Raw genomic sequence first — 16,070 nt, 5'->3', positions numbered from 1 at the left:
ACAAAAAACCACAACCGAAAAATCGGTTGTGGTTTTTGTTTGTTTTGATTAAAGTCCTTATCCTTCTTCAAATAGAAAATGGATTCTATTCGTACCAATATCCTTTATGTCCCTTTTCAAGGCGCATTAATGCCTCTAAGTAGTAATAATCGCCCCATATAACGAAATCATCTGGAGATGAATTTCCTCTAACATGATAGGATCCATGCTTCAGGAACCCTTCAACATCACTGTCATTCATGGTGGAATAATGATTAACCAATCCGTTCATCGAATCTTGCAGTCGATTTTGCAGGTATTCTCTTGTGCTGTCGTTCTCGTCCAAGTGGCTAAGCAGTTCAATGATGCCACATGCAACAATGGCTGAAGCAGAGCTATCCCTCGGCGTATTGGCGTCCACAGGCGCATTGAAATCCCAATAAGCGACATGATCCGCAGGAAGCCTTTCCAGAAAATAACGAGCTAACCGCTTCGATGACTCTAGGTATGAGGCATTTTTGGTATACCGATAGGATAAGGCAAATCCATAAATCCCCCATGCTTGTCCCCGAGTCCAGGTGGAGCCGTCAAGATAGCCTTGATGTGTGCCGCCACGAATCGAGTCTCCCGTTTCTTGATCAAAATAGAATGTATGGTAAGAAGAGTCATCGCCTCGTATTAAGAAACGCTGGCTTTGATCAGCTTGTTTAATGGCAACTTGCAAGTAATCCTCTCTTCCTGTCTGATCATAAGCCCAATAAAGCAAAGGCAAATTCAGCATACAGTCAATAATAATCCGCCCGCCGTTGACCTCATCGCCTTCGGGGCCCCATGCCTGTATAATCCCGCTTTTCGGACGCCACCGTGTCATGAGATGATCAGCTGCTTGCAGGGTTAACTGACGCGCTCCCTCATCCTTCTCAATCATCCATTGTGCTTTCGAAGAGAGCGAATAGAGAAAGCCGATATCATGATGGTCCAAATACACTTTTTGCTCCAGTCTGGTCTTAAAGCTCTCTACGGTTCTGCGCGCAGCATCCCGAAAGGATGTATCTCCCGTATACTCATAGCAGAGCCACAATATGCCGGACCAAAAGCCATCCGTCCAGTCTGTATTCGGATTTATTTCATATTTGATTCCACCATCAACACTAACATGGGGAAACTGACCGTCATAGCGTTCTATATTTTTTGCTGTTTTGCTCACTGCATCCTCAATAGCTTGCTTCCATATCATCCGTAATCTCTCCTATTCATTAGGGTTAGACTCATCCTTATTGCACCTTTATTATTGTTGAAGAAGAAAGGAATCCTTTGTTTTTGAAAGCCAATTAACGAGCACGGCTTCAAGCTGTTCCGCTAGAGGATGCTCAGCTGCATTCCCAATACGAATAGGATTGGTCTGATAGGGGTCTGCGACATTATCATAAAGAAGACGCTCAACGGGTTCGTCCGGTGCATAGCCTTTATGAATAACATACGTGTAACGCAGCGTGCGAACGCCTCTCCAGCCGTACTGCTTATTATCAAGCCCCAAACGAGCAAACTGCTCAATGACTTCCCTTCGACCGGGAAATGCTGAAATAAATACAGATTCTACTTCTACTTCCCTTTGCTCTAGCAAAGCAGATGAATAGTCGGTGCCTTCAACTGTTGTTGGAACATCGAGATCCATTAGACCTAATAGAGTAGGCATAATATCAACACTGTTAAATAATAGATTCGTTCTTCCGCTAGCAAGACGGCCCGTCCAACGCATCATACAAGGAATGCCTATAGATTCCTCATGCCATGAATGCTTGGCCATAAGCCCGTGCGAGCCCAGCAATTCACCATGATCAGCAGACAATACGACAATCGTATTCTCTTCCAGTCCCTGTTCTTTCAATTCTCTCAAAATACGAGCGAATTGCTCGTCCATACCGGTTATTGCAGCCCAGTAATCCCTAGTATAACGTTGAAGATTATCCATGCCTCCTGCAATAGGTTCACCTGTATGAGCCATTAAATGCTCTGATTTCACATTCGGTCTAAGCGTCACTTCTCGGTCCTCATAGAGCTTCTTATACGCCTCAGGAACGAGCTCGAAAGGACTATGAGGCGGGTTCCAGGATAGGAACAAAGCAAATGGCTTTTCTCCGTCTTGGTTCTGCAAAAAGTCTAACGCCACATCCGTCTCGTGCTCAAGCGACCATTGATTCACGTTAATTGGCTCATGTGTATCCTTCCAATAGTGGGGCGTTAGATGGTTATCATCCGCTCCGTATGAATACCAGAAATCAAAGCCATGCCGTTTTGGTCCCGGAGGTGTATAGGCATCCCATTCCTTCGCACCGGACAATGGTTCAGAGGAGATATTTTGCTCTGGCAGATCTAAATGCCATTTTCCAATATATCCCGTATTATAGCCTGAATCCTTTAAAACATCACCTATACAATTCTCATCTTCGCCCAGCATGATATTCGCACCTGTTTTGCAATTGGTATAAACGCCATTAGACTGCGGATATCTACCTGTCAAAAGCGCAGCGCGATGCGGCGAGCAAAGCGGTGTACAGCTGATTGCATGATCAAATATGAGGTTTTCACGAGCAAACTCATCTATATTCGGCGTGATAACGGGGTCCTCATTTTGAAAGCCAACTGCCTGCTTCCTCCATTGATCGGCGAATATATATAGTAAATTCGGTCTTTTGCTGCTCATGGTTCCTCCCCCTTTGTGATGCATTTCTGTAAATGAACTAGCCCTTAACAGCGCCAGCTGCAATTCCTTCAATAAAGTGATCCTGTGCGATGAAATAAATAATAATGGTTGGAATAATGGCGGAAACGGCAGCTGCCATCAGCGGTCCGTAATCGGTGCTATGCTCAGACTGAAAGTGCTGCATGCCAAGCTGCAAGGTAAACAAATGATCTGAGTTCAAATAAATGAGCGGTGCCAGAAAATCATTCCATGAGTGCATGAATGTGAAAATAACGAGACTTGCAATGGCCGGCCGCATGAGCGGAAGAATGATTCGCAAATAGATGCCGAACTCATTCAGACCATCAATTCGCGCCGCCTCAGACAGCTCCTCCGGAATAGCCATGAAAAACTGTCGAAACAAGAAAACACCGAATGGACTAAATGCACCTAACAAAATGAGCGCCCAATGCGAATTCATCAAGCCAATCTCTTTGATCAGCATAAACTGCGGGATCATCATGACTTGATATGGAATCATCATTGTAGCAATGTATAAGAAAAACAATTTATCCCGTTCTGGAAACCGTATCTTTGCAAAGGCATATGCGGCTGTGGAGCAGGTTATAATTTGCAACACCGTCGTAATGACGGCGATTTTTATTGTATTTAAGTAATAAGTAGGAAACGGAATTTCACTCCATACCTTCCCATAATTCGACCAGAAAAAAGTGCTTGGAATCCATTTAATCGGAAAGCTGAATATTTCTGCTTCGGATTTCAATGACGCCGATACCATCCATAAGAGAGGAATAACCATCGATAAGCTTGCAACGATCAAGATCGTATAAAGTACTACTCTTGAGGCCACTTTCCACGTATGATTTTGTTTCTTAGGAAGGGACAATGGGGTTGCCTGTACGACTCTGCTCATAGTTTGCCACCTTTCTATTAAAAATTAATAATTCACCCATTTTTTCTGACCTCTAAATTGAATAACGGTGATAATCATAATAATAGCGAACAGTACATAAGCCATGGATGAAGCATAGCCGTACTCATAGTTTTTGAAAGCGGTATTGTAAATGTCATAGACAAGTACATGAGTAGAACGTCCAGGACCGCCTTGTGTTAACACATAGATCAGATCAAATACTTTAAATGAATTGATAATGGCAATAATCACGGTAAAAAAGATAATCGGTGAGAGCATAGGCAAGGTTACATTTATGAACTGAGACAGCTTGCCCGCGCCATCAATTTCAGCTGCTTCATACAAATCCTTCGGAATGCCCTGCAATCCTGCAAGAAATAGAACCATATAATAGCCAATACCATGCCATATGCTCACGATAATGACCGAAATGAGCGCCCATTCCGTTGATGCCAGCCAGCCGGGAGGATTTTCAAACCCTATGCTGCGCAGTACGCCGTTAATCGGGCCCATTGATGGATTGAACAGCAGCTGCCAAATAACGGCTACTGCGATTGTCGCAGTAATATGAGGTAGAAACATAGCTGTACGGAACAGCTTCAGACCCCTAACCCCTTTGTTCAAAATGGAAGCAAATATAATAGCAAGCAGTATTGTCACCGGAACGAAAACGACCGTCATAATTAAACTATTCACTAGAGAAATGCCAAACGTCTCATCCGACATCAGCCTTTTATAATTGTCCAAACCCGTAAATTTGATCGCGCCAAAACCATTCCATTCGGTAAAGCTCATATAAAAGGAAGCTAGAACTGGAAAACAAATAAAAATGAGAAAGCCTATTATATTAGGCAATAAAAAAGTATAACCGACTAGCCGATTTCGCCTCACGACCGCTTTGGCTGTTTTCATTCTTTCAGCTCCTTTATTAATAGAGGAACTTCACTTCATAAATAAAAGTGAAGTTCCTCCATTAAGCATTCCATAATTAAGACGTTAGTTACTACTTCGTTTGATACTCTTTTTCGTACTTATCTGCCCATTCTTTCTGTACACGCTCAGCAATTTTCGCAATCGCCTGTTCAGCAGTCTGCTCGCCTACTAACGCCAGTTCTCCCTCTTGCTTGTATGCTCCGTTTACAAGGATGTTCTTAACTCCTGGCAGGAATGGATACTCTGGATATTCCTTTTGCTCAACAAAATATTGAATATGCTCCGGTTTGCGGCTGCCATCGCCGATATACGTCTTTTTAATTTCATCATTTGTGTAGCCCGTTAAGAAGCCTTTTGAAGCAAACAAGTTAGCGCCTTTTGCACCTGTCATATATTCAATAAGTTTGAACGCTGCTTCTTTATTTTTTGTGTTTTTATTCATCATTAGAGATACCGGTGCAGCTACGCTAGTATTAGCGGGAACGCCCTCTGGATGCGGAATCGGAACAACATCCCAATCAAAATCAATTTTCTTCTCATCTTCCGCTTCTCTGAGCTGAGCCACATGCCAGTCACCGATAAGGTTCATCGCTACATTGCCTTTTTGGAATGCAGAGTTGTAGTGCGCCGAGGTTGTAATTTGCTCCATCCATGGCATGATTGAACCGTCTTTTTCCAAGTCCATTCTAAATTGAAGCCCTTTCACAAAAGGGGTCAAATCTTTGTCGATAATCGAAGAACCCGTTTGTACGGTTTGCAAATACCAGGTTTGCGCCCAAGGCTGCAAGAACGCGCCATACACTTTGTCTGCGCCTTCACCCTTTGTCATTTGCTTAGCCAGTTCACGGAATTCATCCCATGTCATATCTGCTTTTGGATAGTCTACTTTCATTTGATCAAATAGCGTCTTGTTGTAGTAAAGCATCCAATTGGATTTGCGGTAAGGCAAACCGAAGGATTCATTTTTCACTTGAAGTGATTCATAGAGCGGTCCAAAACCGGAAACATCTACTTTATTTTCTTTGATGTATCCATCAAGCGGTTCTAGAATACCCGTATCGAGAAGAACGTCCATGTTCCCTGCAAAAACGCCAATATCCTCGCCCGAGGAAAGCTGAAGGCGCAGTTTCTCATAATATTGTGCTTGTGGAATGGTATCTATTTTTACCGTGATTGTTGGATTCTCTTTATGGAAGTTTTCATAGGCTTCCTGAAAGGTGTCCAAATCAGCCGGCAGTACCGTCATTCTTAGCGTAACTTCCTTTGGTTCTGTCGTTCCTGCTGCTTCTCCGTTCTTGCCATTGCTGGTATTGTTCGAACCACAAGCGGACATTAGAGTGATAATGAGTGCACTAACCAATAGTAGCGAATATATTTTTCTCATTTTACAATCCCCCCGAACTCTAGTATTATGTGTGCATTACTAAGACACACTTTGATTATAGGGGGCATCCCTGCAACACATAAGGTGAATGTTTTATACCCCTACTGCTTTCTTTTTCTATTATTCCGTCAAACACTTCATTTCTGGAGATGTTCTAATGATCTATTTAACTCTTTTGTTGCTTGTTTTGGCGATATTCTTTTCTTACAAAAAATTGAACCACGTATCTGCTCGCTTTATGTATGGCATTATTCTGGCATGGGGACTCTCTTTCACTTCTTTTATTTTGTATTTAAGCAAATTTAATTATTATCACAATATCATTAGCTCCTTTTTCAGCTTCAGTCCGGGAACCTGGAACTATCTTGTATTAACGAATTTCAATCCGGATCTGCTTATCCGCTTGCTGAACGGCGGGGTGCTCCTATTCCATTTTTCTCTCTTATGTTTTGCTATATCCTTTACACGAACATCGAAAAAGCTGCGGAATGCACCTATTTATACGATAGTTACCGTAATTTCGCTCATTCAGCTCCTTTTCTATGATCCATGGATACAAATAGGGCTGCAGCTGGTGATTGCAGATTTGCCTGCTTCATTATCAGTCTTCTCCAAAGAAGCGGTTATATGGCTCAATCAACTTTTTAAATACATCAACTATGCTTACCAGATCATTGCTATTGTCCTCATGCTTAATTTTTATTTTAATTATCCGAAAATTAAATTTATAAAAAGCTATGCGCTCTACCATATTCTCATCCTAGCACCCGTTGCCATTATTCATTTCCTAATCTTTTCTTGGGCGCCAAAAAATCTTGTCATTGCAACGGTTCTATCTGGCTATTACAACTATCTGCTGCCTGATATCGGTTCCTATCCGTTCATCTTTGTCATTTTTCCTTATTTGGTTCCTGTCGGACTGGCCTTTATGATTTATATCATGTATAGATACAACTCTATAGAGGCTTACAACAAGAGTCATGATATACAAATTAACAATAGCATTGACACGGCATCACTAGGTGTAAAAGCTTTTACTCATTCGCTAAAGAACCATTTGCTAGCTATACAGTTCGAAGCGGAGTACCTTAAGGAAATTCACACCGACAAGGAGTCCTTGTACAGTCTGAATCTGATGCTGGCATCCTGCACCAAAGGAATGGAGAGTATTACCTACGCGGCAAATAAGCTGCAAGCGATCGAGCTCAATTTGCAACCGCAGCTGCTCAATGTTCCTGTGAATGAAGCGGTTGGCAGACTGAATCTTGATCCTAATCATATAAAAGTAAGTGTAAAGTCAGATGAGGAGCTGCCGTTATGTTATGTGGACAATCATTTTATGAGCGAGGTTATTTTTAATCTATTAGAAAATGCCGTAGAATCTCTCTCTCAACAAGAATCCGGGCATATCAACGTCAGCATTTCAGAGAGCAATAACTGGGCAGTTCTTTCTATTCATGATGACGGGCCTGGCATTGCGGAGGAGCATTTGGAATCGATTTTCAGTCCATTCTTTACGACCAAGGCTTCCGTTAATAATTGGGGGATCGGTCTGTCCTACTGCCATAAAATCGTGATTGGGCATGATGGGAAAATCATTGTTGAAAGCGATAAGGAGCAAGGAACTACTTTTAAAATTTTCCTGCCTGTCATTTAAAACAACCTAGAATGAGGTGACCCTTTTGGAGCAGAAGATACAACTATTAATCGTAGATGATATCGAATCACATCGACGCCGATTGGAGCGAATTATTTCCGGCTGCGAGGATATGGAAATCCTTGCAGCTGTTGATTCCGGTCAAGCAGCCGTAGAGGCTGCAGTAGAATATCAGCCTGATATTATTTTAATGGATATTGAAATGGAAGAACCGCTTGCTGGCATTCATGCAGCCAAACAAATTCACGAGCTATTTCCTCATATCAAAATCATTATTGTAACCGTTCACAAGGATGATAATATTATTTTCGCTGCTTTCCAGTCGGGTATCGTCGATTATCTTGTTAAATCTGCCGCCAAAGAGGAGGTCATTGAGGCTATACGCTCTGCCTCTCATGACAGCTCGCCCATTCGACCGATGATTGCAAAAAGCATTCGCAGTGAATTTGTTCGAATTAAACGAACCGAAAGCAGTATTCTCTTCGTCATACAAATTATATCTGAACTAACGCCAAGCGAGCTGCAAGTATTGAAGCTGCTATGCGAGAAAAAAACAAGAAAACAAATTGCAGAAGAACGCTGCGTGGAATACGAAACTGTAAAAAAACAAATGACAAGCATACTGAAAAAGTTCAATATGCCTAGCTCTGCTGACATTATTCGAACGGTAAATGATCTGAAAATATTTGAGTTATTGAAAAAAATATAAAGATTTTTCTTACTTATTACGAGCTTGCTTCGGCGGGAAGCCATAGTACTCGCTGAACGCGCGCGTGAAGGATGCAGCATCGGAATAGCCCAAGCTCAGACCTATTTCAATGACTGATCGAGAGCTTTCCTGCAGCATGAGCATCGCCTTCTCCATGCGCAGATTACGTAAAAAACGGGAAGGATTCATTCCCATTTCTTCCGTGAATAATTTGGAGAAATGAGTCCGATGAATACCGACATGATCAGCGACCTGCCGCACGCCGATTTGCTCCCTATAATGCGCTCTCATATATTCCAAACTGTCAGGAATCCATTCCTTTGGTCCATTTCTAATAGCTTCAGACTTCTCTTCCACTCCGCAAAGCTGACTGAATAATCGGTACAAAAGACTGCTTCGTCTAAGTTTGTTGTATCGATTATGCTGGCTTCCGGTTTGCAGTAATTGTTGTAAGGTGAGTACAATCTCCTTCGTAATCCGCTTATGAGCACAGGGGATGGAAGGGCTGATGGGAATCATATTTAGTAGCGCTGACGCTTGAGGACCATCAAAGGCGATCCAAATCATCTCCAAGGAAGGCTGCTCTTGTGTCATGCGATAACTATGCGTCTGCTCAGGAAACAAGCAGAATAAGTCACCCTCCGAGAGCCGTATCCGCTCATGACCATTGTCCAGTTCAACCGCGCCTTTCCTTACAAAATGCAAACTATAGTATGTAATACTTTTCGGACCCGCACGGTATCCCTTCTTCGCCTCATTCCGTCCCATTCTAACCGTCCATATGCCAGACATCATATCAAATTCATCCGGTACAAGGTAAAAGTTTTCCGCATGTTCAAATGGATGCTCCTCCATTGGTATTGGTACGCCTCCCCATTTTTCGTTATCTCACTTTATTTCACCCTAGCATAAATCCTACAAAATGCAAAGAATGTGCAACCGTCTATCATTGTTCTATACAAGATCCTCCACCTATAATGAATACAAGAATATTAGAAATCAGGACGAGGTGGATGAGACCTATGAGCATGCGTAAGCGACCAAATATATTGTTGATTACTAGCGATCAGCAGCACTGGAACACCATCGGAGCATTCAATCCGGAAATATCCACTCCAAATCTAGATAAGCTTACTCAGGAAGGGACGACTTTCGACAGAGCCTATTGCCCGAACCCAACCTGTACGCCCACAAGAGCCTCCATTATCACTGGCATGTACCCAAGTCAGCATGGTGCGTGGACGCTTGGGACAAAGCTTGCAGATGATCATATGACGATTGGCGAGCTGTTAAGCAACGAGGAATACCGAACAGCACTTATCGGCAAAGCGCATTTTCAACCGGTCGGCTCAACGGAAGCCTACCCTTCTATTGAAGGAAAGGATAAGCTGCATGATTATGAATTTTGGAAATCATTCAACGGTCCGTATTATGGTTTCGAGTGTGCGGAAATGGTTCGGTGCCATACGAATGAATGGCTTGTTGGGCAGCACTATGCCTTATGGCTAGAGGCTAAGGGATGTGCCAACTGGCGAGACTACTTCGCTGCGCCAACCGGCACAATGGACAAGAACCAAAAATTCGACTGGTCGATTCCGGAGGAGTTTCACTATAACACTTGGATCGCGGAGAGAAGCTCAGAGCTGCTTGAGGAATACAAAGAAAAGGATGAGCCCTTCTTTCTATGGGCAAGCTTCCCCGACCCGCACCCGCCTTATTTGGCACCGGAGCCATGGTCAAGCATGTATGACCCTAACGGGTTGACTATACCGACGGGAACACCAGGTGAGCATGAGGCTAATCCTCCGCATTTTGCCATGACACAACAAAAGAACCCAGACTTCTCATCCTATCAAGAAACAGGGTTTGCAACACATGGGTATCACTCTCATCAGCTGTATTCGGAAGATGAGCATAAGAAAGCCGTTGCCGTCTACTACGGCATGGTCAGCTTCATGGATAAATATATTGGCCGTATTCTAGATAAATTGGATGAGCTTGGTTTAGATAAGGATACAATCGTAGTGTTTACAACCGATCACGGTCATTTCTTCGGGCAGCATGGTCTGCAAGCGAAGGGTGGTTTTCATTACGAGGATTTGCTGCGCCTTCCCTTTATCGTGAAATATCCGGGGGTCGTACCAGCGGGTCAAAGATCCAGCTCTATGCAGTCCCTTGTCGATCTTGCACCTACTTTCCTAAGCTTTGCCGGACTGCCTGTACCAGGTGCAATGACGGGCGTGGATCAATCAGCTGTATGGGAGCAACCGGAGCTTTCTGCTCGCGATCATATTATTTGTGAATTCCGCCATGAGCCGACAACGATCCATCAGAAAACCTATGTCAATGATCGCTATAAGCTGACCGTTTATTTTAATCAGACCTATGGTGAGCTGTTTGATCTTCAGGAAGATCCCAATGAGCTGCGCAATTTATGGGAGGATGAGCGTTATAAGGAGCTCAAGACGAGGCTCTTGATGAAATATATATGGGCTGAATTAGGTAAAGAGGCGATGCCGATGCCTCGCATATCGCACGCTTAATTCTTTATTTGTACTTTCGCCCACTCCTTACACTAGGCAACCGCATATGATGGGTTCGAACCTACATTTAAGGAGTGGATATTTTGTACCAACCGAATCAGGTAAGCCCCGTTCAGACTAGTCCTATGCAAATTCAAACCGTATCAGCGATTGATCCATACGTAGTAGAAGCACTTACTCGTCTAATTGGACGGTGTGTGCTGCTGGAAACGACTCGTGGCGGTATTGAAGGCTCTATCATTGACGTTAAGCCTGATCACGTGCTTCTACAATTACACAGTCGTCAAGCCTGCGTAAGGATTGCTGAAATTGTATGGACGATGCCATTATAAATAGGTTGGAGAGGAACTGCAGCGAGCGGTTCCTCTTTTTTATCGCAGATTTTATGAAGACTGAATTGAAGTGATGAAACATAATCTAGGTTAAAAACCTAACCTAGGATGTGTGTGACATGACCGTTGACTCTGTTTCGCCAAGGAAGCTTGAGAGACCTAATTTTCTTGTTTTCCTTGTAGACGAAGAACGCTATCCTCCCCTTTATGAAAATTCAGAAATGAAGGAATGGCGTAAGGAAAACCTCATAACACAGGAGCTATTAAGGGCTCATGGACTAGAATTCCATAAGCATTATATCGGAAGCGTCGCATGCTGTCCGAGCCGAACTACCCTCTTTACCGGTCACTATCCATCACTGCATGGCGTCAGCCAAACCAATGGCATTGCTAAGAGCGCTTTCGACAATAATATGTTTTGGCTGGATCGAAATACCGTACCTACAATGGGCCATTATTTCCGTGAGGCCGGATATCAGACGTACTATAAAGGAAAATGGCATATATCTGAAGAGGATATTATTGTTCCCGGCACGCATAACAGCGTCCCTAGCTATCATCCGCTAACAGGCTTGCCTGACAGAAACAAAGAAAAGCTATATGCTCGTGCCAACCGCTTGGATAACTTCGGCTTCTCCGAATGGATTGGGCCTGAGCCTCATGGTCGAAACCCGCGAAATTCCGCTTCTTCCGCTGCTTTTGGTGTAAGTGGACGCGACGAGATTTATGGGGATGAAACGGTTGAATTGCTGGAGTCTCTCGAGCGCCAGAGGGCTAATGATGAGAATGCTGATCCTTGGTTAGTTGTAGCTTCATTTGTGAATCCGCATGACATTGCTTTATATGGAGATCTTACTGCGCAATTGCCTAACTTCCGATTCGAGGTCGATCCGATGCCGCTGGTTTCTCCGCCTCCAACCTTAAATGAATCTCTAGTCACGAAGCCGCGCTGCCAAGCAAGCTATCGGGATACCTATCCTAGAGCACTGCAACCGATCTCAGATGGAGCTTTTTATCGTCAGCTCTATTATCAGCTGCAGAAAAATGTCGATCAACAAATGCTTAAGGTATTCGATGCGCTTACCCAATCCTCTTTTTATGACAATACCATCGTTATATTTACATCCGATCACGGGGATTTGTTAGGAGCCCACGGGGATCTTCACCAAAAATTTTATACCGCCTACGAAGAGGCTCTGCATGTGCCCTTAATTATTCATAATAAGCACCTATTTCCGAAGCATAGAGATTCAGATGCACTTACAAGCCACGTTGATCTCCTTCCTACGATGCTTGGACTAGCAAATGCTAACCCAGGAGAGATTCAGACCCTCTTGCGGGGCAAATTCAGCGAGGCCCGCTCCTTTGTAGGACGCGATCTCACACCTGCTATATGGAAGCAGAAGCCTTTTTCTGATGAGCCTCTCTATTTCATGACCGATGACGATGCCACTCGAGGTCAACATCAAATCAATCCACTAGGAGAAGCCTATCCGTCTGTTATACAGCCTAACCACATTGAGACCGTCATCATGACGATCCATGAAAATAAGACCAAGAAATGCTGGAAGCTCTCCCGTTATTTCGATAACGTACAATTTTGGAGTGAGCCGGGGGTTCAAGATGTAACGGCACGTCCTGTTGCGGAAACAGCTAACGGTCAGCATGCCTATTGGGCCACCACGATAAAGACCCAGCCTGTTCCTGATGAATATGAGCTCTATAATCTAACTGATGATCCTATGGAGACACGTAATCTTGCTCATATTACGTTTGCTACAGAGTACTCCAGAAGTATTCAGCAGTGGATGATCCAGCTGCTGGAGGAGCAACGGGACCAGAAACGTCTAACACCTGCAAGGTCGATTATCCAATAAAGCGCAGGTAAAAAAATAAGTCCACAACGTTATACGGTTGTGGACTTATTTGGTGATATGGCCATTTTACCTGCGAGGTTGGCTTTTTGTTGAAAGAATGGAATCATGAGCAAGCAGAAAACCGTCACTCCGATGACAAGAGTGAATCCCGTCCCCCCCATACCCTTTAAAGGCATGGTCAATCCGAGCAGAATACATCTTGTCGCTACCATTAAGCATTCCCTCCAAACAAGGAAAGAGGCTTGGGTTCCTGGACTGGCATGCTGGATAAAGCGGAACTGCTGAGCATTCCAGACCGTCAGAAAATAAAACATCCCGATCGAAGTAAGCAAGTTCGAAACAACGAGAGCGACAGGGTGTTGAAGTAGCACGATAATGAACCCTACAGCCAGAAGCGTCATCCCGATCCATAGCCAGCGCATCTCGTTGATTTTTATTTTCCTATACATCCATAAACCAAGTAAGGAGCAGCCCGTATACACCATATTCAACAATGCGATCAAGAGCTTATCTTGGGTTACAGAGAAAGTGAAAAGGAGTGAAAATAAATTTTGAAATTGCAAAAAAATGCCTGCCGCGAGAAAAGAAAGCACAATCCACTTGGAGCCTGGTTGGCTGAAAGCCGTACGAAGACTAAACTTCCCAAGTGAAGAGCTCCCATCCTTCACATTTGCAGTAGACAATGTAATTTTGGGCATAAAAAATGAGAATATTAGCATGAGAGCAACAAAAACAAGCATTAAAATAAAGGAGCCCCCGTAGCCATATCCATCAATTACTTTCGCCGCTACAAAGGGAACGGCAACAGAAATAATTTGAGAGATGACCATTAGCGCAGCAAAATAAGGAGCATATTCACTCCCTTTGCCTCTCAACGCAATACTGAGATTTTGCGAAGCCATCGACAAGCCAAACATGGCTCCTACAGGTATGCCTAACAGGATAATCCACAGGTACCGATTATCAAACTGAACCAATACTAAATACGTGAAAGCAGCGGCTCCGCATAACGCGGAAACCGCCAAGGGCAAACGTATGGAAAATCGTTTCAACAGCTTTGCCGCTAGCGCGAAGGAAACTCCCCAGCTAATGAACATAGACATGTTGTAGAGAGAAACCTCCGCTATGGAATGGTTTTCCTCCCATATAAACAAATTGATGAATATCCCGATATAAATCGAAATAATCGAGCTGATCGAGTTCATAATCAGCAACTTGCGCATATCACTAGACATCTGTCGCACCCTTCCACCCGATGACTCCGTTTATTTAACCGCACCAGCTGTAATTCCGCTTGCGATTTGCCGTTGGAAGATGATATAGATAATGAGAACCGGAACAATCGTAATAAGAAGGGCAGCGAATAACGGTCCCCACTCTGTGCGATATTGCATCTCGGCTTGCATAATCCCAATCTCAACCGGCAGTGTATATTGGAGCGGATCATTAATAAGGATCGTGCCCACAATGTACTCGTTCCAGATATTTAGAATGTTCACTATGCCTATTGTGATCAAGCCTGGTTGGGAAAGCGGAAGCATAACCTTGAAGAACGTTCCATAATAAGAAGCACCATCAACAATTGCAGCTTCCTCCAGCTCCTTCGGCAGCGATTTGAAGAACCCTACAAGAACAAATATGCCGAATGCAAGCAAGCTAGACGTATAAACAAAAACTAATCCAAGCTTCGTATTAATTAACCCCAATGAATTCATCAAGAAAAATAATGGAATCAGCGCTAATACAAAAGGAACCATCATGGAAGAGATATAGAGAAGTAATAAGGCATTGCTTCCTCTGAACTTATATCTCGCCAGTACATAAGCCGTCGTTGCCGATAACAGCAAAGCCAGAAGAGTCGAGCCAAGCGTAATGACAAGCGAATTGACAAAATACGTACTGAAATGATATTTACTCCAAACATACGAGAAGTTCTCCCAAATCAAAGGAAATTCAGGCAGGGACCAAGGTGCATTAAAGAAAAACTGCTCATTGTCTTTTAAAGAATCCAGCAAAGTCCATAAAAGCGGATAGATAACCGATATGCCCCACAGGATCAAAAAAAGATACATGATTAGCTTAGCGACCGGATTTTTAATCTGTAGATTCATCTTGATAGCCCCCTTAGCTCATCTCAACGGTCTCATGACGCATTAACCGCTGAAGTACGATTGTCGTGATTAACGAAAGGACCAAGATGATAAACCCAATCGCAGCACCGAATCCGAAATGGAATTGTCTAAATGCCATCTGATACAAGTAGGAGCCCATAACCTGCGTACTGTTATCTGGTCCACCCTCGGTCATAATCCATACGATAACGAAAGAACCATTCAAGGTCGTCATCATAATGTTCAAAACGGATACTTTAATTTGCTCCCATACGAGAGGAAGGGTAATGCTCCAAAATTGTTTCCACTGTCCAGCGCCTTCAATGTTTGCTGCTTCATAATAGGAAGCAGGAATACTCTGAATTGCCGCAATGAGAAGAATCATATAAAACCCGATGCCCGCCCATATTGCCGGAGGCAAGAGCATCCATATCGTGTGGTCTTGAAAACCGAGCCATGTAATCGTGACTTTTTCCTTCGTAAACAACGATAGAAATGCATTCAAGAAGCCGATCTGCGGATTATATATGAAATTCCACAATACGCCGATAACAACGACGGAAATTACATTCGGAATGAAGAAAATCGATCGAAAAAAGCCAGCCAATTTAAAACCGAACCGAGTAAGAGCTACCGCGAAAAATGTCGCGAGAATCATAATGCCGATTATTTTGCCTGCAACAAGAAAGTAATCATTGCCGATCGCTCTCCACACAACGGGGTCGTGGAACATTTCCTTGAAATTATCGAAGCCGACAAACGTTTTTGTATCGGACATGCCTGACCAATCGAAGAAAGAATAATACAAACTTTGTACAACCGGATAAATCGTAAATACGCCAAAAAAGATAAGCGTAGGGATGATGAATGATGCAATAAATATATTTTTCTGCCACTTTGCTGTTCCTGAGTTCATACTTCCCATCCC

14 protein-coding genes are annotated in these 16,070 nt (G+C 43.4%); 5 read left to right on the top strand and 9 right to left on the bottom strand.

The window, feature by feature from the left end:
* Window positions 1-85 precede the first annotated feature (85 nt).
* From AC0YOD_RS11920 to AC0YOD_RS11900, 5 genes are all read right to left on the bottom strand, one after another.
* Window positions 86-1,216 carry a glycoside hydrolase family 88 protein gene (locus AC0YOD_RS11920; RefSeq protein ID WP_475799520.1) on the bottom strand — a complete coding sequence of 377 codons (1,131 nt, stop codon included), beginning with the start codon at window positions 1,214-1,216 and terminating at the stop codon, window positions 86-88.
* Window positions 1,217-1,267: 51 nt separating this feature from the next.
* Window positions 1,268-2,683, bottom strand: coding sequence for a sulfatase family protein (locus AC0YOD_RS11915; protein ID WP_475799519.1), 1,416 nt, complete (start codon window positions 2,681-2,683; stop codon window positions 1,268-1,270).
* A 37-nt stretch (window positions 2,684-2,720) separates the two neighbouring features.
* Window positions 2,721-3,596, bottom strand: coding sequence for a carbohydrate ABC transporter permease (locus AC0YOD_RS11910; RefSeq protein WP_475799518.1), 876 nt, complete (start codon window positions 3,594-3,596; stop codon window positions 2,721-2,723).
* A 24-nt stretch (window positions 3,597-3,620) separates the two neighbouring features.
* Window positions 3,621-4,508 (bottom strand): carbohydrate ABC transporter permease, encoded by an 888-nt coding sequence (locus tag AC0YOD_RS11905; RefSeq protein ID WP_475799517.1) that lies wholly within the window; start codon window positions 4,506-4,508, stop codon window positions 3,621-3,623.
* Window positions 4,509-4,599: 91 nt separating this feature from the next.
* Window positions 4,600-5,913: an ABC transporter substrate-binding protein gene (locus tag AC0YOD_RS11900; RefSeq protein ID WP_475799516.1), complete on the bottom strand. Its 1,314-nt coding sequence runs from the start codon at window positions 5,911-5,913 to the stop codon at window positions 4,600-4,602.
* 157 nt (window positions 5,914-6,070) lie between these two features.
* On the opposite strand from AC0YOD_RS11900, the gene AC0YOD_RS11895 reads away from it, so the two are divergent.
* Window positions 6,071-7,570, top strand: a complete 1,500-nt coding sequence (locus tag AC0YOD_RS11895) for a sensor histidine kinase (RefSeq protein WP_475799515.1) — start codon at window positions 6,071-6,073, stop codon at window positions 7,568-7,570.
* A gap of 16 nt (window positions 7,571-7,586) precedes the next feature.
* Window positions 7,587-8,279 carry a response regulator transcription factor gene (locus AC0YOD_RS11890; protein ID WP_475799514.1) on the top strand — a complete coding sequence of 231 codons (693 nt, stop codon included), beginning with the start codon at window positions 7,587-7,589 and terminating at the stop codon, window positions 8,277-8,279.
* A gap of 9 nt (window positions 8,280-8,288) precedes the next feature.
* Here the strand turns inward: AC0YOD_RS11890 and AC0YOD_RS11885 are convergent, their stop codons facing one another.
* Entirely contained in the window at window positions 8,289-9,134 is an 846-nt protein-coding gene (locus AC0YOD_RS11885; RefSeq protein WP_475799513.1) for an AraC family transcriptional regulator, read from the bottom strand.
* A gap of 173 nt (window positions 9,135-9,307) precedes the next feature.
* Between AC0YOD_RS11885 and AC0YOD_RS11880 the strand changes: the two genes are divergently transcribed.
* The 3 genes from AC0YOD_RS11880 (at window position 9,308) to AC0YOD_RS11870 (ending at window position 13,031) form a co-directional block, all read left to right on the top strand.
* A complete protein-coding gene (locus tag AC0YOD_RS11880; protein ID WP_475799975.1) occupies window positions 9,308-10,822 on the top strand; it encodes a sulfatase family protein in 1,515 nt (504 codons plus the stop codon).
* An 83-nt stretch (window positions 10,823-10,905) separates the two neighbouring features.
* Window positions 10,906-11,154 carry a DUF2642 domain-containing protein gene (locus AC0YOD_RS11875; RefSeq protein ID WP_475799512.1) on the top strand — a complete coding sequence of 83 codons (249 nt, stop codon included), beginning with the start codon at window positions 10,906-10,908 and terminating at the stop codon, window positions 11,152-11,154.
* 119 nt (window positions 11,155-11,273) lie between these two features.
* Window positions 11,274-13,031 carry a sulfatase family protein gene (locus tag AC0YOD_RS11870; RefSeq protein ID WP_475799511.1) on the top strand — a complete coding sequence of 586 codons (1,758 nt, stop codon included), beginning with the start codon at window positions 11,274-11,276 and terminating at the stop codon, window positions 13,029-13,031.
* A 29-nt stretch (window positions 13,032-13,060) separates the two neighbouring features.
* Here AC0YOD_RS11870 and AC0YOD_RS11865 read toward each other — a convergent pair whose 3' ends face one another.
* From AC0YOD_RS11865 to AC0YOD_RS11855, 3 genes are read right to left on the bottom strand one after another with little or no spacing between them, the layout of a single operon-like run.
* Complete coding sequence (locus AC0YOD_RS11865) at window positions 13,061-14,266, bottom strand: MFS transporter (RefSeq protein ID WP_475799510.1); 1,206 nt, start codon at window positions 14,264-14,266, stop codon at window positions 13,061-13,063.
* 30 nt (window positions 14,267-14,296) lie between these two features.
* Window positions 14,297-15,142 (bottom strand): carbohydrate ABC transporter permease, encoded by an 846-nt coding sequence (locus AC0YOD_RS11860; protein WP_475799509.1) that lies wholly within the window; start codon window positions 15,140-15,142, stop codon window positions 14,297-14,299.
* Window positions 15,143-15,155: 13 nt separating this feature from the next.
* Window positions 15,156-16,058, bottom strand: coding sequence for a carbohydrate ABC transporter permease (locus AC0YOD_RS11855; RefSeq protein WP_475799508.1), 903 nt, complete (start codon window positions 16,056-16,058; stop codon window positions 15,156-15,158).
* Between the last annotated feature and the right edge of the window lie 12 nt (window positions 16,059-16,070).

This window comes from Paenibacillus sp. J31P13 (assembly GCF_056269295.1).
Note: the sequence above shows the minus strand (reverse complement) of the source record. Positions and strands in the feature narration are given on the sequence as shown.

Excerpts from the sequence above, each read along its gene's own strand:
- AC0YOD_RS11920 (WP_475799520.1), bottom strand. The coding sequence starts at position 1,216 with ATGATATGGAAGCAAGCTATTGAGGATGCAGTGAGCAAAACAGCAAAA.
- AC0YOD_RS11915 (WP_475799519.1), bottom strand. The coding sequence starts at position 2,683 with ATGAGCAGCAAAAGACCGAATTTACTATATATATTCGCCGATCAATGG.
- AC0YOD_RS11910 (WP_475799518.1), bottom strand. The coding sequence starts at position 3,596 with ATGAGCAGAGTCGTACAGGCAACCCCATTGTCCCTTCCTAAGAAACAA.
- AC0YOD_RS11905 (WP_475799517.1), bottom strand. The coding sequence starts at position 4,508 with ATGAAAACAGCCAAAGCGGTCGTGAGGCGAAATCGGCTAGTCGGTTAT.
- AC0YOD_RS11900 (WP_475799516.1), bottom strand. The coding sequence starts at position 5,913 with ATGAGAAAAATATATTCGCTACTATTGGTTAGTGCACTCATTATCACT.
- AC0YOD_RS11895 (WP_475799515.1), top strand. The coding sequence starts at position 6,071 with ATGATCTATTTAACTCTTTTGTTGCTTGTTTTGGCGATATTCTTTTCT.
- AC0YOD_RS11885 (WP_475799513.1), bottom strand. The coding sequence starts at position 9,134 with ATGGAGGAGCATCCATTTGAACATGCGGAAAACTTTTACCTTGTACCG.
- AC0YOD_RS11880 (WP_475799975.1), top strand. The coding sequence starts at position 9,308 with ATGCGTAAGCGACCAAATATATTGTTGATTACTAGCGATCAGCAGCAC.
- AC0YOD_RS11870 (WP_475799511.1), top strand. The coding sequence starts at position 11,274 with ATGACCGTTGACTCTGTTTCGCCAAGGAAGCTTGAGAGACCTAATTTT.
- AC0YOD_RS11865 (WP_475799510.1), bottom strand. The coding sequence starts at position 14,266 with ATGTCTAGTGATATGCGCAAGTTGCTGATTATGAACTCGATCAGCTCG.
- AC0YOD_RS11860 (WP_475799509.1), bottom strand. The coding sequence starts at position 15,142 with ATGAATCTACAGATTAAAAATCCGGTCGCTAAGCTAATCATGTATCTT.
- AC0YOD_RS11855 (WP_475799508.1), bottom strand. The coding sequence starts at position 16,058 with ATGAACTCAGGAACAGCAAAGTGGCAGAAAAATATATTTATTGCATCA.